Source organism: Streptomyces sp. NPDC006208 (genome assembly GCF_040613775.1).
Lineage (GTDB): Bacteria > Actinomycetota > Actinomycetes > Streptomycetales > Streptomycetaceae > Streptomyces.
The window spans coordinates 79,019-103,719 of record NZ_JBEXSW010000004.1 but is presented as its reverse complement, the minus strand read 5'-3'; the positions used below and the strand labels follow the sequence as shown (position 1 = coordinate 103,719).

General features: G+C 70.0%; 22 protein-coding genes and 1 pseudogene. 13 read left to right on the top strand and 10 right to left on the bottom strand.

From position 1 onward, the window contains the following. The first annotated feature begins 258 nt into the window (after positions 1-258). Positions 259-1,389: an ADP-ribosylglycohydrolase family protein gene (locus tag ABZ208_RS04285; protein ID WP_356908043.1), complete on the top strand. Its 1,131-nt coding sequence runs from the start codon at positions 259-261 to the stop codon at positions 1,387-1,389. A gap of 64 nt (positions 1,390-1,453) precedes the next feature. On the opposite strand, the gene ABZ208_RS04280 is transcribed toward ABZ208_RS04285, so the two are convergent. Both ABZ208_RS04280 and ABZ208_RS04275 read right to left on the bottom strand, forming a co-directional pair. Further along, entirely contained in the window at positions 1,454-3,040 is a 1,587-nt protein-coding gene (locus ABZ208_RS04280; RefSeq protein WP_356908042.1) for a sodium:solute symporter family protein, read from the bottom strand. A 202-nt stretch (positions 3,041-3,242) separates the two neighbouring features. Next, complete coding sequence (locus ABZ208_RS04275; RefSeq protein ID WP_356908041.1) at positions 3,243-4,025, bottom strand: SDR family oxidoreductase; 783 nt, start codon at positions 4,023-4,025, stop codon at positions 3,243-3,245. An 81-nt stretch (positions 4,026-4,106) separates the two neighbouring features. Here ABZ208_RS04275 and ABZ208_RS04270 point away from each other — a divergent pair, with 81 nt between their 5' ends. Further along, positions 4,107-4,955, top strand: a complete 849-nt coding sequence (locus tag ABZ208_RS04270) for a hypothetical protein (RefSeq protein WP_356908040.1) — start codon at positions 4,107-4,109, stop codon at positions 4,953-4,955. A 146-nt stretch (positions 4,956-5,101) separates the two neighbouring features. On the opposite strand, the gene ABZ208_RS04265 is transcribed toward ABZ208_RS04270, so the two are convergent. The 3 genes from ABZ208_RS04265 to ABZ208_RS04255 form a co-directional block, all read right to left on the bottom strand. Next, a complete protein-coding gene (locus ABZ208_RS04265; RefSeq protein WP_356908039.1) occupies positions 5,102-5,311 on the bottom strand; it encodes a DUF397 domain-containing protein in 210 nt (69 codons plus the stop codon). A gap of 216 nt (positions 5,312-5,527) precedes the next feature. After that, positions 5,528-6,394 (bottom strand): helix-turn-helix transcriptional regulator, encoded by an 867-nt coding sequence (locus ABZ208_RS04260; protein ID WP_356908038.1) that lies wholly within the window; start codon positions 6,392-6,394, stop codon positions 5,528-5,530. 258 nt (positions 6,395-6,652) lie between these two features. Then, positions 6,653-7,378, bottom strand: coding sequence for a GPP34 family phosphoprotein (locus tag ABZ208_RS04255; protein ID WP_328399356.1), 726 nt, complete (start codon positions 7,376-7,378; stop codon positions 6,653-6,655). A 320-nt stretch (positions 7,379-7,698) separates the two neighbouring features. On the opposite strand from ABZ208_RS04255, the gene ABZ208_RS04250 reads away from it, so the two are divergent. The 5 genes from ABZ208_RS04250 (at position 7,699) to ABZ208_RS04230 (ending at position 14,941) form a co-directional block, all read left to right on the top strand. Next, complete coding sequence (locus ABZ208_RS04250) at positions 7,699-10,266, top strand: serine hydrolase (protein ID WP_356908037.1); 2,568 nt, start codon at positions 7,699-7,701, stop codon at positions 10,264-10,266. 374 nt (positions 10,267-10,640) lie between these two features. Then, on the top strand, positions 10,641-12,392 hold the full coding sequence (locus ABZ208_RS04245; RefSeq protein ID WP_356908036.1) for an MFS transporter: 1,752 nt from the start codon (positions 10,641-10,643) through the stop codon (positions 12,390-12,392). A gap of 189 nt (positions 12,393-12,581) precedes the next feature. Further along, positions 12,582-13,463, top strand: coding sequence for an adhesin (locus ABZ208_RS04240; protein WP_356908035.1), 882 nt, complete (start codon positions 12,582-12,584; stop codon positions 13,461-13,463). A 262-nt stretch (positions 13,464-13,725) separates the two neighbouring features. After that, positions 13,726-14,235 carry a hypothetical protein gene (locus ABZ208_RS04235; protein ID WP_356908034.1) on the top strand — a complete coding sequence of 170 codons (510 nt, stop codon included), beginning with the start codon at positions 13,726-13,728 and terminating at the stop codon, positions 14,233-14,235. Positions 14,236-14,503: 268 nt separating this feature from the next. Beyond that, positions 14,504-14,941, top strand: coding sequence for a hypothetical protein (locus ABZ208_RS04230; RefSeq protein ID WP_356908033.1), 438 nt, complete (start codon positions 14,504-14,506; stop codon positions 14,939-14,941). A 140-nt stretch (positions 14,942-15,081) separates the two neighbouring features. Here ABZ208_RS04230 and ABZ208_RS04225 read toward each other — a convergent pair whose 3' ends face one another. Further along, positions 15,082-16,215, bottom strand: coding sequence for a winged helix DNA-binding domain-containing protein (locus ABZ208_RS04225; protein WP_356908032.1), 1,134 nt, complete (start codon positions 16,213-16,215; stop codon positions 15,082-15,084). 168 nt (positions 16,216-16,383) lie between these two features. Here ABZ208_RS04225 and ABZ208_RS04220 point away from each other — a divergent pair, with 168 nt between their 5' ends. Both ABZ208_RS04220 and ABZ208_RS04215 read left to right on the top strand, forming a co-directional pair. After that, positions 16,384-16,713: a DUF6233 domain-containing protein gene (locus ABZ208_RS04220; protein WP_356908031.1), complete on the top strand. Its 330-nt coding sequence runs from the start codon at positions 16,384-16,386 to the stop codon at positions 16,711-16,713. Further along, entirely contained in the window at positions 16,710-17,057 is a 348-nt protein-coding gene (locus ABZ208_RS04215; protein WP_356908030.1) for a hypothetical protein, read from the top strand. The genes ABZ208_RS04220 and ABZ208_RS04215 overlap by 4 nt, the downstream gene beginning before the upstream one ends. An 84-nt stretch (positions 17,058-17,141) precedes the next feature. Here the strand turns inward: ABZ208_RS04215 and ABZ208_RS04210 are convergent. Then, a pseudogene (locus tag ABZ208_RS04210) lies at positions 17,142-17,759 on the bottom strand (ATP-binding cassette domain-containing protein); the annotation flags it as partial. A gap of 193 nt (positions 17,760-17,952) precedes the next feature. On the opposite strand from ABZ208_RS04210, the gene ABZ208_RS04205 reads away from it, so the two are divergent. Both ABZ208_RS04205 and ABZ208_RS04200 read left to right on the top strand, forming a co-directional pair. Next, complete coding sequence (locus ABZ208_RS04205) at positions 17,953-18,657, top strand: DUF6333 family protein (protein ID WP_356908029.1); 705 nt, start codon at positions 17,953-17,955, stop codon at positions 18,655-18,657. A 365-nt stretch (positions 18,658-19,022) separates the two neighbouring features. Then, positions 19,023-19,421 carry a hypothetical protein gene (locus ABZ208_RS04200; RefSeq protein WP_356908028.1) on the top strand — a complete coding sequence of 133 codons (399 nt, stop codon included), beginning with the start codon at positions 19,023-19,025 and terminating at the stop codon, positions 19,419-19,421. A 251-nt stretch (positions 19,422-19,672) separates the two neighbouring features. Here ABZ208_RS04200 and ABZ208_RS04195 read toward each other — a convergent pair whose 3' ends face one another. After that, on the bottom strand, positions 19,673-21,100 hold the full coding sequence (locus tag ABZ208_RS04195; protein WP_356908027.1) for an FG-GAP repeat protein: 1,428 nt from the start codon (positions 21,098-21,100) through the stop codon (positions 19,673-19,675). A 567-nt stretch (positions 21,101-21,667) separates the two neighbouring features. Here ABZ208_RS04195 and ABZ208_RS04190 point away from each other — a divergent pair. Then, positions 21,668-21,814: a hypothetical protein gene (locus tag ABZ208_RS04190; RefSeq protein WP_356908026.1), complete on the top strand. Its 147-nt coding sequence runs from the start codon at positions 21,668-21,670 to the stop codon at positions 21,812-21,814. Positions 21,815-21,879: 65 nt separating this feature from the next. Then, complete coding sequence (locus ABZ208_RS04185) at positions 21,880-23,304, top strand: FG-GAP-like repeat-containing protein (RefSeq protein ID WP_356908170.1); 1,425 nt, start codon at positions 21,880-21,882, stop codon at positions 23,302-23,304. Positions 23,305-23,552: 248 nt separating this feature from the next. On the opposite strand, the gene ABZ208_RS04180 is transcribed toward ABZ208_RS04185, so the two are convergent. Further along, positions 23,553-24,050 carry a hypothetical protein gene (locus ABZ208_RS04180; RefSeq protein WP_356908025.1) on the bottom strand — a complete coding sequence of 166 codons (498 nt, stop codon included), beginning with the start codon at positions 24,048-24,050 and terminating at the stop codon, positions 23,553-23,555. Positions 24,051-24,165: 115 nt separating this feature from the next. After that, a complete protein-coding gene (locus ABZ208_RS04175) occupies positions 24,166-24,546 on the bottom strand; it encodes a hypothetical protein (RefSeq protein WP_356908024.1) in 381 nt (126 codons plus the stop codon). Between the last annotated feature and the right edge of the window lie 155 nt (positions 24,547-24,701).

The window sequence follows — 24,701 nt, the reverse complement described above, 5'->3', positions numbered from 1 at the left end:
AGCCCCAGGCGCGCCGTGTCCGGGCCTCGGACAGCCGGGCGATGGCGGACGAAGCACTCGGCGGACGGACCGGGGCGCCGGTCGGCCTCGACCGGGCGCCGGCTCTGAATCTCTCCCGCAGGTTGCCGCCGCCCACCGCGAGAGGCCGGCGGCGTCCGATTCGCGACCTGAGGCACATGAGGCCGGAGGAGCCTTCCTGCTCGTTCGATTACAGTGCTGCGCCGGGCAGTGTTCGTTCGACATCGGGGAAGGGGCACGGTGAGCGCAGCAACCACGGCCGTGTGGGGCCGTGCCGAGCAGCAGGACTTCCGCGCCCGGGTGCGCGGGGCCCTGCTCGGCGGCGCCGTCGGCGATGCGCTCGGTGCCGGCGTCGCGGCGCTCACCCTGGACGAGATCCGGGCCGCGCACGGGCCGGAAGGCGCCACCGACTTCGTGCCCGTCCACGGCCGCCGCGGCGCCGTGACCGCCGCCACACAGCTGACCCTGTTCACCGTGGACGGGCTGATCCGCGCCCAGGTGCGCCGCGACACCGGTGCCTGGCATCCGCCCACCGACCTGCACCGGGCGTATCTGCGCTGGGCCGCCACCCAGAGCGACTGGGGTCCCGACGAGCGACGCAAGGACAACGGCTGGCTCGCCCGCGAGGAGTGGCTCTACAGCCGCCGCGACCCCTCCGGGGCCTCGGTGACCGGGCTCGCCGACGAGAACATGGGCACCCTCGCGGCGCCCAAGAACCCGACCGCCCGGGACGCGGGCGCGGCGGTGCGGTCCGCGCCGTTCGGACTGCTGGTGGGCTGGGAACCGCAACTGGTGTGCCAGCTGGCCGTCGAGTGCGCCGCGCAGACGCACGGTCACCCGACCGCTTACCTCGCCGCCGGTGCGTTCGCCGTCATCGTTCACGGGCTCGCCCGCGGCGAGACGGTCGACGCCTCGGTGCAGCGGGCGCTCGCCCTGCTGGCGGCCCGCCCCGGGCACCAGCCCGTCACGGACGGCCTCAAGGAGGCGCTCGGAGCCGTACGGCAGGGCATTCCGGGCCCGTCGAGAATCGCGGCGCTCGGTGAGGGCCACAACGCCGAGGACGCGCTGGCGATCGCTGTCTACTGCGTTCTCGTGGGCGAGGACATCCGCCACGGCCTGCGCCTCGCGGTCAACCACGACGGGCCTTCGCAGACCACGGGCGCGCTGACCGGCGCGCTGCTGGGTGCGCTGCACGGCGAGACGGCGCTGCCGCCGGCCTGGCTGTGCGAACTGGAGGGCCGTTCCACGCTGCTGGAGATCGCGGACGACTTCGCGATGGAGATGACCCAGGGCCCGGCCCTGCACAGCCCGACGACAACGGCCCCAGGGTGGCTCCAGCGCTACCCGCGGGGCGCGGCGGAACTGACGTAGGGCGCGGACACGGGCGGGGCCCGGCCACCCTCCTCGGCAGCCGGGCCCCTTCGGTACGGACCGGTCAGCTGCCGGCGCCCTCACGGCCGGCCACCTGCGCGTCGCCCGCCTCGGTGGCGCCCGCCTGGGCCGGGACCCGCGCGGCGGCGGACGCACCGCCGTCGTCATCGTTGTTGATCTTCGCCAGCACGTCGTCGCGCTCCGGGGTGTCCTCCGGCTTGATGTAGCCGATCAGGATGTAGAGGACGAGGGAGACGACCAGCGGCACGGAGACCTGGTACTGGAGCGGCACGCCGCCCTCGACGTTCCAGTTGATCGGATAGTTGACCAGCCAGAAGGCCACCAGGCCCAGGCTCCAGCTGAGCAGCGCGGCCGTCGGGCCGCTCTTGCGGAACCAGGGGAGCAGGCCGAGCATCAGCGGGATCGCGATCGGACCCATCAGGCCCGCCACCCACTTGATGACAACGGTGATGATGTCCCCGAAGAAGTCCGAGTGGACCTGCGTCGCGATAGCCATGGACAGGCCAAGGAAGAGCAGTGTGGCCCAGCGCGCGGCGAGCAGTCCGGCCCGCGTGTCCCACTCACGGACCTTGCGGGAGACCGCGGGCATGATGTCGCGGGTGACGACGGCCGCGATGGCGTTGGCGTCGGAGGAGCACATCGCCATCGTGTGGGAGAAGAAGCCCACGACGACCAGGCCCAGCAGACCGTGCGGCAGGAGCTGCTCGGCCATCAGCGCGTAGCTGTCGGCAGGCACGTCCGTCTTGATGATCAGCGGCGCGACCCACATCGGGAAGAACAGCACCAGCGGCCAGATCAGCCAGAGCAGTGCGGACAGCCGGCCGGAGCGTTCGGCGGACCTGGGGGAATCGGTGGCCATGTAGCGCTGGGCCTGGTTCCACATCCCGCCGTTGTACTCGAACGTCTTGATGAACAGGTAGGCGATCAGGAACACCATCATGTACGGGCCGGCCAGTGGCTCGGTGTGACCCTTGAGTTCGGGCTCGTCCCAGACGTTCCAGAGGCTGCCGAATCCGCCCAGTTCGGCCATGACCGCGACGAGCATCGCGATTCCGGCGACGAACTGGATGATGAACTGGCCCAGTTCGGTGAGGGCGTCCGCCCACAGGCCGCCCACGGTGCAGTAGACGGCGGTGACCGCGCCCGTGATCAGGATGCCCATGTTGAGCGAGACACCGGTGAACACCGAGAGGAGTGTGGCGATGGCCGCCCACTTGGCGCCGACGTCGACGATCTTCAGCAGCACGCCGGACCAGGCGAGGGCCTGCTGTGTGGGCAGGTTGTAGCGGCTCTTGAGGTATTCGAGCGGCGAGGCGACGTGCAGACGTGCCCGGACCCGGTTGAGGCGTGGGGCGAAGAGCCGGGACCCGATCGCGATGCCGATGGCGATCGGGAACGACCAGGTGACGTACGAGGTGACGCCGTAGGTGTAGGCGATGGCCGCGTAGCCGGTGAACATCACCGCGCTGTATCCCGACATGTGGTGCGAGATGCCGGACAGCCACCAGGGCATCTTGCCGCCGGCCGTGAAGAAATCGCTGACGTCTTCGACGCGTTTGTGGGACCAGATACCGATCGCCACCATCACGCCGAAGTAGCCGATGAGCACGGCCCAGTCGAGACTGTTCATGCCCCCTCCAAGGGGTCCGTCTTGTGAACGCCGTTCATGGTGTGACCATGTGTGAGGCCACGACAACGCGTCGAAGAGTCAAGAGCGCGTAAAATTGTTCGAGTTGTTGACCTGAGTTCACATTCATGACCGGTAGAAGGGTGCAAAAGGGGGCCGCACGGAGTACCGGCCCGTGCGGCCCTGAGGGAGGAAGGGGGAGCGTCTACCGCATCAGCTCGCCCGCGTTGACGAGCAGCGACTGTCCGGTGATCGCCCGCGCCCGGTCGGACGCGAGGAAGGTGACGGCCTCCGCCACGTCCCCGTCCGTGGCCAGCTCGGGCAGGGCCATCCGCTCGGTGAGCCGGCCCAGCACCTCGCTCTCCGGCACCCCCTCCGTGTGCGCGGTGAACTGCACATACGCCTGGACCGGCGGCCCCCACATCCAGCCGGGCAGCACCGTGTTCACCCGGATCCGGTACGGGCCCAGTTCCCGTGCCAGCGAGTACATCGCCGAGGTCAGAGCTCCCTTGGAGGCCGCGTACGCCGCCTGCCGCACCTGCGAGGGCGCGGCCACCGCCGACTGCGTACCGATGACGACCACCGAACCTCCCCGCTCCTTGAGTGCGGGCAGGCAGGCGCGGGTCATGCGCAGCGTGCCCAGCAGGTTCACGTCCACGACCGACTGCCAGGTCGTGAAGTCGGCGTCCTCGAGGCCGCCGAAGTAGCTGTCCCAGGCCGCGACATGGACGACGGCGTCGATCCGGCCGAAGCGCTCCAGCGCCAGAGCCGCCAGCGCGTCGCACTGCGTCTCGTCCGTGATGTCGGTGGCGCGGTACGCGGTGTGCCCGCCGCCGGGGTCGATCTCGGCGGCGGACTTCGCGAGATTCGCCTCCGTACGGGCGCCCAGGACCGCGTTGCCCCCCTCCCGTACGACGGTCGCCGCGATCTGGTGCCCGAGACCGGCGCCGACACCGGACACGATGACGGTCTTCCCCTGCAGCAGCATCCCGGTGCCTCCCGCCTCTGGCCAATCATCTGACGGCCCGCCAGAGTAGGGGCGTCCGGCGGAGGAAGGAAGGGAGTCGGCATGACCGAAGACGACACGCGCAGCGAGGTGTACGCGGAACTGGCCGGCGTCGGCCCGTACGGGGTGCGGCCCGGCCACGCCCTGATCACCATGGTCGAACCGCATCCCGGCCAGGAGTACGCCTACAACCGCTGGTACGAGGACGACCACTTCTACGCGGGCGCGATGGCGATGCCCTGGATCTTCGCCGGGCGGCGCTGGGTTGCCACCAGGGACCTTCAACTGCTGCGCTATCCGGAGAAGTCGGCGGTCGCGCAGCCGGTCACGGCGGGCTGCTACATCTCGACGTACTGGATCACCGAGGGCCGCTACGCCGACCACATGAAGTGGACCGTGGGGATCAACAAGCGGCTCAACCGGGACGGGCGGGTCCATCAGCAGCGCACGCACGTCTTCACGGCCTTCCAGGACCACGAGGCGACCGTCTACCGGGACGGAGCGGCCGGTCCGCGCGACCATCACGCGCTCGACCACCCGTACGCCGGCCTGGTGGTCCAGGTCGTCGACGCGGACGGCCCCGAGCAACGCGCGGAACTGCTCGAGTGGCTACGCGCGAAGCATCTGCCGAAGCGGCTCGCCGGCCCGGGCTCCGCGGCGGCGATGGTGACCGTCTTCCGGCCGACGCCGCTCCCCGGCGACCGGATGACCTATGTGAAGCAGGTGGAGGGGGTCGACACCCGGCTGACGCTGCTGTGGTTCCTCGAGGAGGACCCGAGGGAACACTGGGATACTGCCTTCGCCGGTCTCGACGCCGCGGTCGGGGCTTCGGGGCTCGGACGGGTCGAGCTGGTCGCTCCGTTCATCCCGACCGTCCCGGGTACCGATCGCTACGTCGACCAACTGCGCTGAGCCGGAAGCGGGGGTGGGGGACTTCGATGTCGGCAGCCCGGGCATGGCCGAGCCCCCTCGGCCGGGACGGCGGACCAGTCGAGAGGGCTCCAGTCGTATCTGCGCTGCACTTCTTGACGGGGTTTTGCCGGTCGGGTTGCAGCGGCTCAGTCGAGGCCGTGCGTGCCGTGACCCACTTCGTTGACGAACGCTGTCCACGACGCGGGGACGAAGGTGATGGTCGGGCCGGCCGGGACCTTGGAGTCCCGAACGGAAATGCTCTGCACAACAGGGGACTTGACCTCTACGCACGCCCCGTTTCCCGTGGAGTACGAGGACTTGGTCCAGGCCTCGGTGGCGCCTTGGATGATTGCCATGTTCGCTCCGCTTCGGCAAGTGGTGTGATGTGCGCCAACGTTCTTGCTGGCGTGATCGACGCTACTCGCCGCCCTGGGTGCGTGAGACAGTCGTTCACTCGACCGGGTGGCATATTCCATTCGACTCTTACGCCGCGAGGTGGGCGTGGTGTATTTTGCGTTCCGCCTCGCGGCGTCCGCCCTCTGAAGAGCGTGCGGAGCGATTCCCCGGGCCGGTCAGAGACCGCCGTTCGCGTACTTCTTGGCGATGCCCGCGATGAACTGCCGGGTCTGTTCCACGTTCAGAGCCTGGGCGCGCAGATGCTCGTACATGACGCTGTACTTCTGCACATCGTTGGCCTTCTCCAGATACAGGTCGCTGGTCACACCCTCGATGTAGACGACGCTGGAGTCCGACGCGTCGGGGAACTCGAGGATCGCGTACTGGCCGTTGATGCCCGGATGTGCGCCCATCTCGAAAGGCAGCACCTGGACGGTGACATGCGGCTGCTGCGACATTTCGACCAGATGCTCCAGCTGCTCGCGCATCAGCTGCCTGTCGCCGACCACGCGGCGCAGCGCGGACTCGTCGATCACCACCCACAGCCGCAGCGGATGCTCGTCGTCCCGGATCCGCTCCTGACGGCGCAGCCGGACGCCGACGCGCTTCTCGATGTCGGTGGCCCCGCTCTCCGGCAGCGCGCCGGCGATCAGTGCCTCGGCGTACTGGCGCGTCTGCAACAGACCGGGAACGACCTGGGGTTCGTAGACGCGCAGACTCGCCGCGTCCGTCTCCAGGCCGATGTAGACGCTGTACGGGATGTCGCCGAAGGCGTGCCACCAGCCCTGCTGGCGCGAATCCTTGGCCATCTGCATCAGCGAGTCCACGATACGGTGGTCCTCGACCTCGTACACGCCGCAGAGGTCGCGGACATCGCGCTGGCTGATGGAGCGGCGGCCGTTCTCGAGTCGGCTGATCTTCGACTGGGAGACGAGCAGGCGCTCCGCCACCTCCTCGGCCGTCATGCCCTTGAGTTCGCGGAGCCGGCGCAGCTCCTGACCCAATCGGCGTCTCCTGACGGTGGGATTGACGTTGGACGCCACAGGGACTGCACCTCCGACTGCGTAGCTGTGCGTATCTACTGTTCAGCAGATTGCCACCAATGGTCGCCGCTGCGCTGCCAAATGGCCACACGCGCGAAGGCGTTCACTGCGCATGCGAACGCGCGGGGCAGCTTTCAGGCTGTCCCGCGCGTTCTGTGCGGCTCCCGAACCGGGCCTTGGGGACGTCGGTGCGGCGGTGCTTGTGCAGTTGTCCTGCCTTTCCTGACCGTACTGCCCGTCCTGTCCTGCCTGCCGCGCTCAGTGCGCGGCGACGCGGGCCATGCTCCCGCGGCGCGGTTGCATCGGCACAGGACCCGGCTGGCGTCCACCGCCGGGGGCAGGGCTGCGGCGCGGCTGTGCGGCCGCACCGTTCTGGACGTCCATCACGGCGTGGGCCACGAGGCCGCCCATCGGGTCGTGCCTGATGAGGTCCCGCAGGCGGGATCTCGAGGAACGCCCTTCGTTGCCGGGGTACAGGTGCTTGCCGAGACCGACCGCGTGGGCCAGCGCGGCGAGCGCCGCGGTCCGCGGGTCCGGCGGTACGCCGGTGCGGATCGCACTGTCCAGCCGGGCCCTGATGTCCCGGCTGATCGCCGTCTCCGTCGCCTGGTAGCGAGTCGTCGGCAGCACTCCGCACATCTGGCCCTCCACGGCATGCACCATGCCGCACCGCTCCAGATGCGAGAGGTAAATCTGACGGAGCCCCAGCCGGGGTCCGCCGATCCAGTGGACCGCCCGAACCGGACTGCCACGCCTGCGCAGCAGTTCCAGTGCGGAGTCCAAAGTCGGATCTCCTGTCGGCCGTGGCATCACCACGGCGATACGATCCCCGTCCGGGGCTATCCGTCCTGCCAGAGCCAGCTCCACTAGCTGTGCACCGGCCAGGCCGAGGTCGAGCGACTGCGGCTGCGCTGTGGTACCCGTGGTCGGGTCCAGAGCGAGCAGCAGAAGCTCTTCCGGAAGTGTTCTGCGGCTCTTGCCCATCCATGCCTCCCCGCGTGGATGAATGACAGGGTGACCCCTCTCACATTGGTCTGTCGAGAGTGCCCGGGTGCTTTGTCAGGGAACCGGAGGTATGTCGTTCTCGTCTAGCACGGGAGCCAAGCGCTCAGACAGGACACTGGTAGAGGCTTCGGACACCACGGGTCGTCGGCTGACGGCACTCGTAACGACATGGAGGAGGCACGGTGGCGGGCGAGTCCCCCGACAGGTCGGAACAGGGGAAGTCGTCGGGGGAGACGACTCAGGGCGAACGCGACCCGCGACTCGCCGTGTTCCGCCAGGCGACCCCGAGGACTGAACCGGTGGACCAGCCGACGGCGGTCTTCACGACGCGCCCGCGCGACGCGGAGCCCGACTCCTCTGCTGCCTCCGCCGACTCGACCGACGAACCGGCTCCGTCCGGGAACGACGCACGGCTGCGCGCGGCGGTTGCGGCCTGGGTGGCCACGGCGGACGAGGACGAGGAGACTCCGGCGGCGGCCGAGGGAGCGTCGGCCGCCGATGAGCCTGCCGAGACGCCGGAGGGGTCCGCCACGGACTCCGAGGCGCCCGGGGCGGCTCCTGCTGCCGGCGAGCGCGATTCCGGCACGGGGACGCAGACGGAGCCGGAGTCGGCCTCGGACGGCGACGCGGTGACCTCCGGCGGCGTCACAGACGGCACCACCGCCGATGACGCCACCACCGGCGAGGCGTCCGCGGAGGCGGAAGGTCCGACCGGGCCGACTCCTCGCGAGAGTGCCTCTGCCGCGGACAAGGACGCTTCGGCGGCGGCCACCTCCGCGCCGGACGAGTCGCCCGCCGACGGTCCGATCTCCGAAGCACCCGAAGCGGAAGCACCCGAAGCCCCTGAGGCGGCGCGTGAGCCCCTTACGGAGGCGGAGGGTGCCGTCCCGGTGGAGCCCGGGGAGGCGTCTGCAGACGCCGACGAGGCCGCTCGTGCGGCGGTCCCGGCCGACGCCGACGCCGACGCGGATGCGGAAGCTGTAGCGGAAGGCGAGCCCGAGCCCGGCTCCGCGTCGTCGAGCGACCGCGGCGACGCGTCCGCCGCGGCCGATGACGCCGACCGGACCGGCCCCCAGGACGCCGCCGACGACTCGGACGGCTCGGACGACTCGGACGACACCGACGGCTCCGATGACGAACGTCCCCGGCCTTCCTGGGCCCAGAAGAAAGCTTCCTCGGATTCCGGCGAGGACGGCGAGGGCGACGAAGAATCTGCGAACGCAAAGCCCTCGCGCGGTCCCGTCGATCAGCCCACAGCCGTCTTCAAGTCGCTGCGGCGGCCCGCCGTCGACCAGCCCACCACCGCGCTCAAGGTGCCTCCGGTACCCAAGCCGGCACAGTCCGACAAGCCCGCGCGGCAGACGCCCGAGCCCGCCGAGGGCGGGTCGAAGGCCCGCCGCGACAGTACGTTCGTGCCGCTGCGACGCGACGACGCGCAGGCATCCGCCGCGGCGGCGCCCAGGCCCGCGACCGCAGAGCCCACGGCTCCCAAGCCCGCCGCTCCCAAGCCCGCCGCCGAGCCGGCCGCGCCCGTCTCGCTCGCCGAGTCCGAGCGCACCAAGCAGCAGCCCATGCCGCCGCTGCCCCCGCTCGACCTGCTCGCCGAGCTCACCAACACCCCGCCGCCGCCCCAGACTCCCGTCCGCACGCTGGTGCGACGCATCAAGATCTGGACCCCGCTGGCCGTCCTGCTGCTGATCGTCTTTGCGGTCGTGCAGCTTGTCCGTCCGCTGCCCGAACCCCAGTTGGGGCTCTCGGCCCAGGAGACGTTCACCTTCGAGGGCGGGCAGCTCAGCCTTCCCTGGCCCAGTGAGGGCCAGGGGGCGGCCGAGGTCGTGGGTGTCGGCAGCCTCGGAACGTACGGCGCCCAGAAGCCCGCCCCCATCGCCAGCGTCGCCAAGACGATGACGGCGTGGGTGATCCTCCGCGACCACCCCATTTCGGGTGACCAGGTCGGACCGAAGATCACTGTCGACAAGCAGGCCGAGGACGAGTCGAAGATCGACGACGAGTCCACGGCGGCGATCTCGCAGGGACAGCAGTTCACCGAGAAGCAGATGCTCCAGATGCTGATGATCCCGTCAGGGAACAACGCGGCGCGTCTGCTGGCCCGCTGGGACGCCGGCTCCGAGGCCAAGTTCGTCGAGAAGATGAACGACGCCGCCAAGGACCTCGGTATGACGGGCAGTACCTACACCGACCCGAGCGGTCTGAAGGCCACCACCGTCTCCACCCCGCAGGACCAGCTCAAACTGGCCAAGGCTGTCATGGACAACGACATCTTCCGGGAGATCGTCAACACGACCCAGACCACGGTCCCCGGCCTCGCCAAGCCGATCCGCAACAACAACGACCGCGCCCTGTTGCTGGACGGCGTGGGCGGCATCAAGACCGGTTCCTCCACCCCGGCCGGCGGCAATCTGCTCTGGGCGGCGAACGCCCTGGTCGACGGCAAGCCCCGCCGCATCGTCGGGATAGTGATGGGTGCGCAGAACGCCGACCAGCTCTGGAAGAAGCTCGAGCTGGCGATCGACTACAGCATCGAGGTCATCCAGGCGGCTCAGCAGGGCGTCACCTCCACCACGGTCGTCAAGAAGGGAGAGGTCGTCGGCTATGTCGACGACGGTCTCGGCGGCCGTACCCCGGTCGTCGCCACCGAGGACCTCAAGGCGGTCGGCTGGGCGGGTCTGAAGGTCCAGATCAAGATCTCTGGCGGTAAAGCCAAGATCCCGCACACGGCCAAGGCGGGCACGGAGGTCGGCGAGGTCACGGTCGGCTCGGGGCCCGGCAAGGTCTCCGCGCCGGTCGAGCTCCAGCGGGACCTGGCGGAGCCCGGTCTCGGCGCCAAGCTGACCCGGGTCGGATAGTCCGTGTCCGACACATAGCGCCGTCCGCCCCCAGGGCGGGGTGCGCGGCGTCCGGTGCGTGCCGGGCGCCGCGCGCCGGCCGGGACGTCTCGGACACGGCCAGGCCGGAAGGTCCCTGGCGCACTCCGCGGGCGTCCCGGGCGACCGGGACGCCCGCGTGTTAGCGTCCCGACGCAACCTCACCGCGATGAATCACGTCTTCAAAGCGATGAAACGCGCCCTGAACGCCGGGCGCCAGTGCGGAGGACGACAGCACGGGAAGACGGGGAGAGCCGCAGGTGACCACCGCCGAGCCGACGCACAGGAGCGGCACCAGCGCCGGGCCGCGAATACGAGTTCCCGCGCAGCCGCAGTCCGGCGGTCCGAGGGAACCCGTGGCCCCCACCGGGCCCGCCGCCCCCCGCTTCGCGCGCGGCCTGCGCGACAGGCTGACGCGTCACCCCATCGCCTTCACGACAGCCGTCGCCGCGCTCGCGCATCTGCTGTGGTTCTTCCTCGGCGCGAACAGCGGCGGCGACCTCGCGGCCCAGGACGCCTGGGCCGAGTTCGTCGGCCGCCATCCCGACTCGGCGTACAACCTCGCCTGGTACGGCGGGATGCACCCGGTCTCGTACAGCGTGGTGTCCCCGTATGTGATGTGGGCGCTCGGTGTGCGTACGACGATGATCGTCGCGGGCACGGTCTCGGCCGCCCTGACGGCGTTGATCCTGGTGCGGGTGCGGGCCGTCCGCAATCCCGTCGCCTGCTCGCTCGCCGGCGTGTTCGCGTTCCTGTGCAATGCGCTCTCCGGCCGGGTGACGTTCGGCCTCGGCATGATGTTCGCGCTCGGCTCGGTCGCGGCCGTGTTCTGCTGGCCGTACCGCTGGCGTACGCGGCGCTGGGCGAAGGCCGCCGTCGCCGTCCCGTTCGCCGGACTCGCCACCGCGGGCAGCCCGGTCGCGGGCCTGTTCCTCGGGGTCGTCGCCGCCGCGCTGTTCCTGAACGGCCGTCGCCCGGGCGCGTACGCCGTCGGCCTGGCCCCCGTCCTCGTCGTGGCGCTGTCGGCCTGGCTGTTCCCCTTCTCCGGTACGCAGCCGATGTCGATCGCGACGCTGTCGCTGCCGTTCCTGTACGCGGTGCTCGTTCTCGTCCTCGTGCCGAAGCCCTGGCGCACCGTGCGCACCGCTGCCGCGGTGTACGCCGTCGGCACGCTGCTGACGTGGGTGTTCGACTCCCAGATCGGGTCGAACGTGTCGCGGCTCGCCATGCTCTTCGCCGGTGTGGTGCTGCTCGCCGCCCTCCCGTACGCCGTCCCGCGCTCCCGCAAGTGGTACGCGCTCGTGGTCGCGGTCGCGGGGCTGAACTTCTGGATCGGCTTCAAGGGCGTCGACGACATCGTGCGCACCGCCCCGACGGCCTCCTGGCACCGTGAGCTCGCGCCGCTGGTCGACCGCCTCCAGGAGGCGCACGCCGAGCGCGGCCGGGTGGAGGTCGTCCCGGCTTCCAGCCACCGCGAGGCGTCCGCGCTCGCCCCGTACGTCAACCTGGCCCGCGGCTGGAACCGCCAGGCGGACATGAAGCGCAACCCACTCTTCTACGACGAGGAGAACGTCCTCACCGCGGAGAGCTACCGCGCCTGGCTGGACCGGTGGGCCGTGCACTACGTGGTGCTGCCCGAGGGGGCGCCCGACTCCAGCGGCGCGGTGCGCGAGGCGGAGCTGGTGCGCGAGGGGCAGCCGTATCTGAAGCGGATCTGGGGTGACTCCAACTGGCAGCTGTTCGCCGTCAAGGACCCCGTGCCGCTGGCCACCCCGTCGGCCACCGTGGAGGACGCGGGCCCGGACGGGATGACGATCCGGGTGGAGTCGGCGGGCCGGGTGCTGATCCGGGTGCCGTACTCGCCGTGGCTGAGCATCGTCGACGAGGACGGCAAGAGCGTGGCGGGCCCGCAGGAGACGCTGGCGTCGCAGCAACGCGAGGACGGGCCGAGGGACTTCGTCAATCTGCACGGGTGTCTGCTGCAGGCGGACCAGGACGCGGAGGGCGACGAGTGGACCGAACTGCTCGCGCCCCGGCCGGGGGTGTACAGACTGGCCGCTCCGTACCAGCTGCTGCGCGGAACGCCCTGCCCCGATGAACTGCGGTAGTCCTTACCCGCGTTAACACCTACCTGGACCCTTGGCCCTGTTGCATAGTGGGACCGCCCGGCCTGTGATGCAGGCATACCGGGCAGTCGGTCTACTGGTGTCAGGTGCGACATGGCATGCGAACGATGCGGCGGCGACAGTGCACTGCTGTTGCCCGGAATGACCTGCCGCTGCGGAAAGACGGCCGCTGTGAGCGACCCCACGGCGGCGTGGCACGGCCCGGCCGCGAGGCCGACCTTGCTGATGCGGGTCGCCCGGCTGTCCAGGGCGGGAAGAGTCCTGCTCGCTGCGGGAGTCGGGCTGACGGTGCTGGCGCTCGGGGCCACCGCGGTGGGGCTGTCCGGGGGTGAACGGGAACCGGCCGCCGAGGCGTCCGAGGGCCGCGACGGCGTACCGGGCGGCGCCGGCGACCTGGGCGACATCGGCGGTCTGGGCGGAGCACCCCAACGTATCCAGCCCACCACGCCCCCTTCGGCCGATCCCTCCGAATCGCCGTCGCCGTCGCCGACCGCGTCCCCGCCGAAGCGCCCGGGCGGCGGGACGGAGCGCTCGCGCAGGGCTTTGTACTCGGCCTGGGCCGGGCCCGGTTGCAGCGGCGGCGGACGGTACATCGAGAGTGGCCGTTTCCGCGACGGCTTCGACGGCTGGTACACCGTCAACACGGGCGGTCACAGCGGCAACGGCTGTGACGGCCGCTTCACCGCGATCCCGATGTCGGGCAGCCGCACCAAGGACAAGGACGGCACCGCCACCTGGTCCTGGTACGTGGGCAGCGGATACGAGACGTGCTCGGTCTCCGTGATCATCCCCAAGGCCCCGCGCCCCGAGGACGTGGCCGGCGCACCGACGACGTACAACGTGCTGGCGGACCCGGACGACGCGGGCAGCACCATCAAGTCCTTCGAGATCGACCAGGTGGAGCTGCGGGGCAGGGGCGCGATCGTGGAAAAGATTCCGGTACGGGATCAGCAGCTCACGATCCAGTTGGTCGACCGCGGGCAGAACCGGGGCCAAGGCCGCGAATCCCAGCATCATGCAGCCGCTCAGATGCGGGCGGACTGCCGGGTCTGACGGGCGAGTTCGGGGTCGCGGAGGCCGAACCCGGGGTAACTTTCCGTGATTCCTTCCTGGTCATGTGTGATGCCTCCCGGTCGGTACGACCTTCCTGCATAGTGTCCGCCAACGGTTTGTGAGCGATGCGGGTGTGCACCACGGCACGCCCGCAAGGACTGTTTCGAAGAGGTGCGTTGTGGATGCCGTGCGGGTGCGAGGCAGGCACCGCCCGAGTGATCGGGGCTGGACGATCGCGGGGCGCCTTGCCCTGTCGCCCCGAGTGGGGAAGCCCGTGCTGGGCACGGGGGCCGCGCTTGCGGTCGGCGCGCTGATGACCAGCCTCGTCCTGGTGGCCGGCGGCACCGGCACCGGCAGCGCCGCGGTCGAGCCGGCGGCCCCGCCGGTGGACATGGAACTCGGAGGCCGCCCGAACCTGATCGTCCCGGCGGCACCCTCGGGCGCCACGCCGTCCTCGAGCCCCGTCGCCGCCCCATCCGGGCGGGAACGCACCTCGAAGCCCGCACCGCCGGCGCCCCGCGCGGAGCAGATTCCGAAGCGGACCCCCTCGTCGGCCACGGGCAATGCGCCGACCCCGTCCCGCTCGCTCCCGCCCACCGGGACCGTCGTGCCGACGCTCCCGCAGCCGGACGCGGACTGCTACGGCGACTTCGGTGGCGACGGCGGTGGGGGCCGTGGAGGGCACGGCGACCGCGACCACGACTACGACCACGACCACGACCACGACCACGACTACGACGATCACGACCACGACGACCCCGACTGCTGGTGACCGAGGGCTGGGCTGCACCGCCCACATCGTCACAGGCCCCTCCGGCAGGCCCCTCCGTCCGGCAGGACGCAGGGACCTGTGGCGGATGCCGTCCGCCGAGTTCCCCCCGGTCACGTCGGGGCAGCGGCCGGACTGCGGATTGCGCAGCGTCCCGTCGGAGATGCCGGGAATCGTGACGCACGGGGTGCGCCGTAGCGGGAGGCCGCACCTCACCCCGGCGGCTCATCACCTGTTGCGCCGCCTCCGCCTGCCCGGTGTGGTGGGATGCATGCAGTCAGAATCAGCCAAATCGGACGCCTCGGTCGTACCGCCGCTCGAGCGATCGCACTGGGTGGCGTTCGCCGGGATCCTTCTGATGCTGAGCGGCCTGTTCGACATCATCAATGGTTTCGTGGCCCTGCTGGACCACGGCTACTACGAGACGACCGCCGACCACGGCAACCGGCTGCTCCTCTTCAACTACTCCGCCTGGGGCTGGGTGTGGATCATCGTCGGCATTGCGCAGATCCTGGCCGCCCTGGGAGTGTTCGTGGGCTCGAGGGCCGCGCGGATCACCGGCATCGCGCTGGCCGCCGCCTGCATGGTCGGCCAGCTGATCTTCCTCTCCGCGTTCCCCCTGTGGTCGGTGATCACCATGGCCCTGTCCGTGCTCGTCATCTACGGACTTGTCTCCGTGCCACGGCACCTTCCTGGTGAGCGGGTCTGACCAGGAGCGAACCCGCGGTGGCCCGGGCCTCCCTCATCCCGCCAGGATGCGCATCGCGCTCGCGCCGAATCGGCGCCTCGTGTCCTGCGGCAGCGGACCTTGAGGGTGTGTCAGCGAAGTCTGAGCGACGAAGTCGCTGGTCACAGCATTCGTACCTCGGCCTCGGGGAGCTTTGTCCACCAGTGGTGGTAACGGCTGTAGACCGCCACCTCGCGGTCGCTGAGGAGAGCCGTCAGGGATTGGGCCTCCGCGGCGAGTCCGTCCCAGACGGCGGGTGACAGGGGGTGGAAGGCCGTGGCCTCGATGCCGCCGTGCGCCGGGCGCCACACACCGGCGACACGGCCGTCCACCAGCAGGGTGGGCAGTACGTCGCCGTTGCGCCGGATCACCCAAGGGCGGTAGGCCGGGGGTATCACCCGGCTGCGGTCCGCGTAGGCCAGCAGAATGCTGTCCCACATGGCCATGAGCCGGGGCGGGGCGGGGGTTTCGGCGGGTGGCCGGGAGGCGCCCGGGAGGTCGAACAGCGTGCAGCCGTCCGGCCCCTGGAGCTGCTCGACGGCCCCGTCCAGAGCGCGGAGCGCCGCGCGGACGGGTGCCCGCTGCACCATGGCGAACTGCGCAACGTCCGCGACCGACGCGGGCCCGAAGCCCGCCAGATAGCGCAGGATCAGGGTCCGCAGCGCCAATGGCTCCACCGTTCGGCCCGCGGGCATGGGACCGGTTCCGGCCGCGACGAAGGACGGCCGGAGGCCGAATGACCATGGCGCGTCGGTCGGGGCGTGGTGCAGCGGCGCGTACGCCTTCAGCCCCCACCACGCCGCGTCCTTCTTCTCGCCACCGAGCCGCTCCTCGGCCCACGCCTGCATCTCTGCCGAGGTCCGGGGCCGACGGGCGAAGGCCAGCAGCTCCGGCACCAGCTCGTCGGCGTCCGCGGGGGTCAGCCCCGCGACGGCGAAGCGGGGGCCGAGCCGGGAGGCGTACAGCGTGGGCTGCATCGCCGTACGGAAGGCCGGGTAGTCCTCGGCATGCACGGCGTGCAGGGTGATCCGCATCAGGGTCGCCTTGACCACCGACCGCCCGGTGAAGGCGGCGTCGAGCTCGGCCGGGGCGAAACCGGTGAGCCGGTTCCACAGGGCGAGGTACGGCGAGGCCGGGTGCTGCGCCTGGAGCGCGACCACGCGCCGCACCCCGGCGGGCACGGTCAGCGGCTCACGTTCCAGCAGCAGCTGGCGGCTGAGGGTCGCCCGGTTGAGTGCACGCGCGGTGATCATCACAGCCCAGGATTCTGCCCTGCCCGGCGTCCGTCAGTGCCTCGTGCTCCGAGTTCGGTGACACGATTGTGCGTCCGTCACGGGTTCGACGGCACCGCGCTCAAGGTTCGCTGCCGTCGGACACCCCGCTGCGGTGCACCTCACCAGGCCCTCGAGCCTATACTCGAACATGTGTCCGAGTTGCCGCCCGACCTGCCCCGTCTCCGCACCGTGGAGACCTTTCTGCGGCTGCAGCTGGCCGCGGTGCAGCGGGCCATCGTGCGGCAGGAGCAGCAGGCCGCGATCCACCGCCGCAGCCCGCTCCCGGACGTCGTACCGGACTGGATGCTGGAGCGCGGCATCGGCCAGGGCGCGCCCCCCGTCGCGGTACACACCGGTGGCTGCCACATGGCCGGGAAACGGACCGAAACACTGGAGCGGGACCAGGCGGTACGGGCGCTGACCGACGGAGTCGAAGCCTGCAGCCACTGCCGGCCGGACACGGCACTCGGACTGCTGTGAGCGGCTCTCTGGCGGAGGGCTCCGGAGCTCGGCGCGCGCCGGCCGGTGACATGGCCGACTCGCCCGTCACGGTCAACGGCAGGGGCCACGACGAACAGTGCGCCCGCCCCGGAAGGGCGGACGCGCTCGGACACTGTTCCCCCGGGCAGGAATCTGCGCCTTGGCTGATCGAACGCATCCACGACCTCAAGCAGTCCGGCGCGACCACGCTGTTCTTCATCGACCTGCGCGTCAGGGACGGCCGGCTCTGCCTGGAGGGCTCAGCTGCCGGCCCAAGGACCGACGTCGAATTCTTCGCAGCTCCCGAGTCCGGCCCGTTCGAGCCGGCAGAGCGGAAGCGGTGACCACCGGCTCGGCAGGTGCGCCAACGCTTCCCCCTTCAGAGCCCGGGCGCGCGACGGGGGCCGGGAACCAAAGGTGCTGCGATGTCACCGCGAGCCGCCCAGCCGCATGAGGACGGAGTACGCCGACTCGGCCCGGCGGGCCGGTGTGGCTTCCGGGTGTGCGTGGTCGAGGAAGCTCTGGGTCCCGCCGTGGTGGCGGACCCGGCCGCCGTCCATGAGAGTGACGGTGTCGGCTTCGTCGGCCAGGTCGGCGATGTCATGTGTCGACATGAGCACCGGGGTCTTCGCCGCGACCTCCCGCAGCACGTCGCGGAAGACCGTGCGCTGGTGAGGGTCGAGCCCGGCCGTCGGCTCGTCCAGCAGGATGACGCGCGCGTCGTGGGCAAGGGCGCAGGCGATGCCGACACGGCGGAGTTGGCCCCCGGAGAGCCTGGCCGTCTTCCGCCCGGTCTCCTCGGCGAGGCCGACCTGGTCGAGGGCGGCTCCGGCGCGCTCCCAGGCCTGGGAGCGGCTCTCGCCCTTCAGCCAGGCGACGTATGCCACGTACTCACGGGCGGTCAACTGCCGCGAGGTGGGCACCCGCTGGGGGAGCCAGGCCACGTGGCGGCGGTATTCACGGCTGGCGGAGGTGAGGTCCGAGCCGCTGAACAGGACTCTGTACACCAGGCCGACGGGGGTGTCGGAGCCGGCGTCGGCGGGGCCGCCGTCCGGGTTGGATGTGGATGCCGCCGTTGTCCTCGCGGACCACGACGGTGCCGGGTTCAGGGCGGCGTGAGCCCCCGTGACATGACGCGGCCAAAGACACACCCGAGGTCTCAACTCCTTGTCAAGTCAAGCCATTTGACGGAGTGTCGCCTCGGCTGTGCCGGACGTACACCTGCCCTACGATCGCCCCATGACCCCGAACCGCCCCCTCGCCTGGCGCCACGGCCTCACTCAGATCCTGCGCATACATCCCCCCGTCCCAGTCGCCTACGACCAGCACTCCATCCGAGAGGCCCCGCCCCACGACCCGCAGCGCGCCCGCCGGACAGTTCTGGAACTGCCCACCGTCGCCGGTATCGCCGAAGAACATCCCCCCATGCTCCGCCGCAAAATCGGATACCCCTGGACCGCTGACGACCTCGACTTCGTCACCGTCGGCTGTTGGGGCAGCGCCGTCCACATCACCGACCCCGCCTTCGGCGAAAACGGAGTGGACACCTTCAACCTCGACGACGCCTTCGAGGCCCAGGCCAAGGCCCACCCTGAAGCACGCATCATCGCCGCCGTCGAGATGGGCTCCTCCGCCATCTACGGCAAATATCTCGCCCACGTCCCCGGCGCCCCCCGCCTCAGCGCGGACGGCTGGGACGAGACATACGTCAGCGGAGACCCCGTCCACACCCTTGGCGTCTGCGGCATCGACCCAGGCGGCCCCGGCACCGAGAACCTCGACTTCGACAACCCCGAGTTGCTCGTGTGGAGCGACTACCTCAATCTCATCGCCTGCGGCCTGTACGCCACCTACATCACTGAGAGGCTTCAGGTGTCGGTCTTCCGTGTCACCCGGACCGAAGACACCCAGGAGAGCATCGAAGAGGTCTGGCACCCCGAATGACCGTCCGCATCGCCCGTGCCCTCGCGTCTCGCGCCTGGCGGCTGTCGGCAAAGCGGGCACCAGACCGGCGCGTCGTCCGGGCCGACGCGATCGAGACGCTACGCCAACACCCCGCGGTCTGCTCGCGCTCGTGACGAGGCGGCCCGGGTCCGTCCGCTGTCGTTGACGTCAGCCGTCGATGTCAGAAGCGGCTCTTCGATACCGGTCACGCACAGGCCCAGCCACAAGATCGTCTCTCGTCTTGCGGACGCTGACGGCCCCATTGTCTCCTGGCGCCCCGCCGGACACGGAAATCCAGCGATCAACTCCCCTTCCTCTCAGGTAAGTTCAGGCACGAACGGTTGTCCGAAGGGAGGAACGCTGCCTTGCGAACGTCCTACCGTCGTCTGACGACCGTCCTCGGGCTAGCCGCGGCCTCCGCGTCGGTGCTCGCCCTGGGTACTGCCCCGGCACAGGCCGCCGGCTACGTCTTCGACGCCTACAACGCCCTCTCCTCGCCGAGCGCGAAGACCGAGTTTGCCCAGGACGGCGAGATCCTCTACGCCCTCGACATCAAGAGTGACGGCCACGGCGTTGTCGCCCAGTGGCGCTACAACTCGAGCTCCGCCGTCCACTCGTACTACCACGGAGGCGGCTTCGGCACCGTCGGGAAGTGGGACCTGTCCTTCGCGGAGGGCACCACCCTGCAGATCCGCGCCTGCCTGCAGGACACGTCCAACGGCTCCCCGTACAGCTGCGGCGGCTGGGAGTACGCCAAGGCCTGATAGTCGGGTGACGGTGCAGGGGCGGGCTCTCGGGCCCCCCCTTTCGGGTTCGAGTGCGCAGCGGAGATGATCACTTCGGCGCGCTGTTCGTCGCAGAACTGGTCGACGCCGTGAGGACGGCGTCGTGCCTTCATGGCTGTACCCGGGCGGCCCTGCGGGAGCGGGTGTGCCGGTGCACGGACGGCTGAGCGCCGCCCATGTCGGCAGGGACCCGCCGAGTTCCGGCCCCGGCGGGGTCTTGAGTGGACTCCTCAGTTCCCCGTGTCCGCGCCGAGGTAGATGGATTCGCCTTTCAGCCCGAGCGAGTTTGCGGTGATCATGACGGTGCCGTTGGTGGCCGGGCCGGAGGTGCCGCCGGGCAGGACCCACACGGCACCGCGGTAGCCGTCCTCGCCTCCGCCGCCGATGATCAGCTCCGGGCGGCCGTCCTTGTTGACGTCGCCCGCGGAGAGCGATGATCCGAACTCGTCGTCGCTTTCGGATCCGCCGGGCACGTTCTGGGTGTCCTGGGTGATCGTGTATGCGCCAGTACCCAGGGCGCCGCTGCTGCGGCCGGGAATGACGGTGACGGCTCCTGCGTAGGTCTTTGTGCCGATCGCTTCCCCGGGCGCCCCCACCACGATGTCGGCGAGGCCGTCGCGGTTGAGATCGGTGACGGCCAGCGAGGAGCCGAAATCGTCGCCGCGTTCGGCCGTGCCCGGCACGCCGGACGTGCTCTGGTCGATCCGGACGGGGTTCGAGTTCGCCGATACGCCGGTGCTGGAGCCGTACCAGATGGAGATACGGCCGCCCAACGAACCGTCTGCCGCGGTGGTGTGCCCGTCGTCAGGATCGCCGGCGACGAGATCGCCGTAACCGTCGCCGTTGATGTCACCGACTGCCGCGACGAGCCCGTCGCCGCCCTGCTGCGGCGCATACGAGGCGTTGGGGTCGTGGTTGACCAGGACGTCGCCGCCGCTGCGACCGCCGAGCCGGACCGTGCTCAGCACCCGCTCCGGCTTCATGTCCCCGTCGACGTCACCCAGCGCGACATGCGCAAGGGACGGTGTGAAGAGGTCGTTCTGCACCAGGGACGGCGCGCCGCCGGGGGCGGCGGAGGTGCCGAACGGGCCGCCGTAGTGCACCGACCCGTGCCAGCCGCCGACCAGGACGCGCGCGAACGTCTTGCCCTGGGGATAGGCAGCCACGTCCAGCCCGTAGTAGGCGCCTTCGGCTGCAGGGGTGGGCAGTGTGGTCGCCTTGGACAGGCCGTTGCGCCCGCCCCACAGTACGGTGACCGTGCCCGCATCCTCCGTGGTGCCGTTGTCCTCGAACGGCGTCCCCACGACGAGGTCCGCATAGCCGTCCATGTTCAGATCGGCGAGCGCGGTCGCCGCCCCGAAGAAGTCCTCCCGCTCGGCCGCACCGGGAACCCCGGCCGTGTCCTGCGTGATGACCACGCGCTTCTGAGCGGACACCCGGTTCGCCGAACCGTAGAGCACCACCACCGCGCCCGCACCCTTCTTGCCGGACACCGTCGCGGCCGGTGCGGGCAATGCGACGTCACGGTAGCCGTCGCCGTTGAAGTCCGCGGGCGTGGCGATCGGCGAGGCCGCCGCCTGTCCCGGCACGGACAGCGCACCGGTGATCGATGCGACCACCACCAGCGCCGCGGCCCACCGCCCTCTGATCAGGACCATTCAAACCCTCCCCTGACGCGCGCGGCAGAACCCGCACGCTGAAGATCACGGGCGGATCATAGGAGTGCCACCGCCTCAGCGCCACGCCGGGTGTTCGCCGACGGCCGGCGATGGTTCTACGGCGTGGAGGCAGGCCGACCGAGGCCGGCAGTGCAGGTCCTTCATCGCAGCCATGAACCGCCCATGATTCCCACGCTCGGCACGCGGCTTCGATTCCCGTAACCCGCTCGGCGAGAAAGCCCAGGCCGGCGTCCGGGGCTTCCTCTTGTCTGGACTGTGCGAGGCGGTCTCGTGCCGGATGCTCGGTCGTCGGCCGTCCTGATCTCGCTGTTGCACTGACCGCAGCCGCGGAAGATCGCAAGTCGATGGTGGCCTCCCACACGCTGAGAGAACTCGGTGTGCTCTGCAGGCGCACTCACTCTCGCTGGCCCCGCAGGCTTCCACCCCTCCCCAGACCTTGCGGTTTCCCAGAATTCCTTCCGGGCCTCGTACAACTCTTCGAGGTTGTCAGGGGTCTCTTGTTCGCCAAACGCTCGTGTCTCTCGTGGGTCAGCGAGGACGCCGCTGGTGAACGCCTGGGACGGCGAGGTCTGGTACCTCCGCCGCACTGGAACCCACCTGACCGGCGAAGGCTCCTCGATCATCCACTCCCCACGCACCGAGCCCACGAACACGGACGCCTGGCACAACTTCGGCATGGCCTTCGCAGACTGACGTAGGCAGGCCGTGAGGACCCGAGCTGCCGGCCGGTTCACGTCGCCCCGTCCCACGCCGACCGTATCCACCGCACCAAGGAGCACCCCCTGAACACCTCCAAGCGCCGCACACTCGCGGGCGCCGTCGCGGCCGCCCTCGCCGGCGGTCTGCTCGCCCTGGGCAGCGCCCCTGCCTCCGCCGCCGGTTCCGGGCTGCAGGGCGACTTCAACGGCGACGGCTACCGGGACGTGGCCGCCGGTGCCCCGTTCTCCGACGTCGGCAACGACGGGGAAGGCTTCTGGGCCGGTTCGGTCGGCATCGCGTACGGCTCCTCGACCGGCCCCGGCCGCAAGACCCGGCTCACCCAGAACAGCTCCGGTGTCCCGGGCACCGCCGAGAACTACGACTCCTTCGGCGAGTCCATCGCCGTCGGCGACCTCAACAACGACGGCTACAGCGACCTCGCCGTCGGGGCCCCCGGTGAGCAGGTGGGTTCTGACGAGTACGCGGGCACCGTCATCATCCTGTGGGGCTCGCCGAGCGGCCTGTCCGGCGGTACCACGGTCAAGGACCCGGCGCCGTCCGGCCACGACTGGTTCGGTTCCGCCCTCGCCATCGGCGACTTCAACGGCGACGGAAAACGCGACCTGGCGATCGGTGGTTCCGGCAACACCCAGTGGATCGTCAAGGGCGGCTTCACCAAGTCGGGCGGTATCGGCGGCAAGATCTCCTTCACCACGCCCTTCCCGAGCGGGACCAGGGGAGTGAAGCGGCTCGTCGCGGCGAAGGTCAACGGTGACACCAAGGCGGACCTCGTCGTCGGCGGCGATCAGAAGCTGGGCCCCGAGCGCTACCTCGACGTCAACTACCTCTACACCGGCTCGTCCTCGGCCCCGGTGAAGAAGGTCAGGCTTCCCGACGGCACCGACATCGCTGCGGGCGACCTCGACAAGGACGGCTACGGTGACGTCGTCGTCGGACAGACCCAGAACGGCACCGACGGTGAGTGGACGGCCGTATGGTCCGCCTCCATCACGTACACGAACTCCAGCGCCGGGATCCGAACCACCACCGCTCTGCCGGACGGCGCGGGTGGCCGGGCCGCCGTCGGCGACGTGGACGGCGACGGTCACCTCGATCTCGTGCTGGGACAGCCGGAGGACATCTCCGCCGGCGGCTACGGCACCGGAGCCGTCTCCCTCTATTACGGCACCGCGACCGGCCCCGGCACTACGCGGACGCAGTTCTTCACCCAGGACACCTCGGGGGTGCCGGGCGCGGCCGAGGAGAACGACTTCTTCGGCACGTCCGTGCTGCTTACTGATGTCACCAAGGACAAGAAGGCGGATCTGTTCATCGGCGCGGACGGCGAGAACAACATGAGCGGCCTGCTCACCTTCCTGAAGGGCTCGGCCACCGGGATCACCACTTCCGGCGCCATCAGCGCCGGTCCGACGGCCTTCGGCATCTCCGCAGGATCCCAGTTCCCCTACACGCTCGCGGGCTGACCCCAACTTCCCCCTTGCCACTGTTGCTTGCCTTGGCATGGGCGATACGAGATCACCGACAGGCAACCTGAGAGCGGTGCCTGACCGACTTACCTGGTCAGGCACCGTTCACCTGCGGTGGTCAGACACCAGTAGTCGGCTGCGCCGCCCGGCCAGGCGCGACGTCGAGACCGCCCGTCACGGTGCCCGTCGCGCGGTTGCGCGTAGGCAGCGACGCCTCCATCGCGCACGTCGAAGCCGGATCAGTCCTAATCTCCTGAGAAACCGAAGATTCCCAGGTGAGTAGGTCTGTCATCGGAGTAGAGGACGACGTAATAGCCGGTCCACCGCATCTGACACTCGCCGAGCAGGCTCCGCTCGTGCTCCTCATGGCCAGCCTCACTGGCATCAGCAACGAGCTCCTCGTACTGCTGGACCGATGGACGGTCTGTGCCGAAGTGGTGCACCACGCGACTGAGTGCCAGAGGGCGCAGGGTGCCGTAGTCAGCGATACCGGACGGCGTCGGCGGGGCATCTGTGACAACAACCCTGTCGATGTCGAGGATCGTATGGGTGCCCTCTGTCCCCATGAACTCCTCGTCCTCGTACAGGTTCTCCAGGCTTCGGTAGCGGGCACCGTCGCCGTACTCCTCGTGAAACACCCTGGCCTGCAAAGTCGCCAAGGCCGCCTCGACATTGCCGTCGTACCTGGTGACGTAGTCCCATCCGCTGGCACCCATCGAGCCACCCTCCCTGAAGATCGTCAACGGCCGAACGGTAGCGGCGGGGACTGACAGCACCCCGGCTCGGCGCCGGGCTCAGGCCGGCTTCCCGGATCGAGGTGTCCAGAGGATGGCCGACCGAAAGACGAAGACAGGCCCTCTAGCCGGCTGCTTGGTCTGCGGCCTTGTTCAGTCGGGCGATCTCGGCGGTGAGCTCGCTCGTCCTGATGCTGCTCCTGCCGCTGGTGAGGAGTACCGCTCCCACGACGGACACGGGCACCGACAGTCCAAGGATGCCCAGCAGTTCGGGCCAGTCCCGCTGAGCAGCGCACGGCTGGCGGAAGCTCGATCCCGAGTTGGCTGTGGGGCCGTCTGTGAACAGCCGCGACTCGCACATGCCACGGTCGGAGTCGTACGGCAGGAGCAGCAGTACAGCGAACCACAGCCATAGTGCGACAGCGGCAGCGAGCAGTAGAAAGCCCCATGCCTCGGCCCGCTTCGCGCGTGCCCGAAAACGTATGTCGTACGCGAGCGAATTCATGGCGCATGAAACTACCAGGCCACTTCGGCCGGGGTGTTCGTTCCCGGCTGGGGCTTGCGAACGTCTCGCACGGGTCCGGCCTGCCGTGGGGCCCACCGTCGACCACGCGCCGTCGACAGCCCACACCCGAAGCCCGTTGCGGACGCCCCGTCAGC

Excerpts from the sequence above, each read along its gene's own strand:
- ABZ208_RS04175 (WP_356908024.1), bottom strand. The coding sequence starts at position 24,546 with ATGAATTCGCTCGCGTACGACATACGTTTTCGGGCACGCGCGAAGCGG.
- ABZ208_RS04280 (WP_356908042.1), bottom strand. The coding sequence starts at position 3,040 with ATGAACAGTCTCGACTGGGCCGTGCTCATCGGCTACTTCGGCGTGATG.
- ABZ208_RS04230 (WP_356908033.1), top strand. The coding sequence starts at position 14,504 with ATGCAGTCAGAATCAGCCAAATCGGACGCCTCGGTCGTACCGCCGCTC.
- ABZ208_RS04275 (WP_356908041.1), bottom strand. The coding sequence starts at position 4,025 with ATGCTGCTGCAGGGGAAGACCGTCATCGTGTCCGGTGTCGGCGCCGGT.
- ABZ208_RS04195 (WP_356908027.1), bottom strand. The coding sequence starts at position 21,100 with ATGGTCCTGATCAGAGGGCGGTGGGCCGCGGCGCTGGTGGTGGTCGCA.
- ABZ208_RS04255 (WP_328399356.1), bottom strand. The coding sequence starts at position 7,378 with ATGGGCAAGAGCCGCAGAACACTTCCGGAAGAGCTTCTGCTGCTCGCT.
- ABZ208_RS04265 (WP_356908039.1), bottom strand. The coding sequence starts at position 5,311 with ATGGCAATCATCCAAGGCGCCACCGAGGCCTGGACCAAGTCCTCGTAC.
- ABZ208_RS04270 (WP_356908040.1), top strand. The coding sequence starts at position 4,107 with ATGACCGAAGACGACACGCGCAGCGAGGTGTACGCGGAACTGGCCGGC.
- ABZ208_RS04205 (WP_356908029.1), top strand. The coding sequence starts at position 17,953 with ATGACCCCGAACCGCCCCCTCGCCTGGCGCCACGGCCTCACTCAGATC.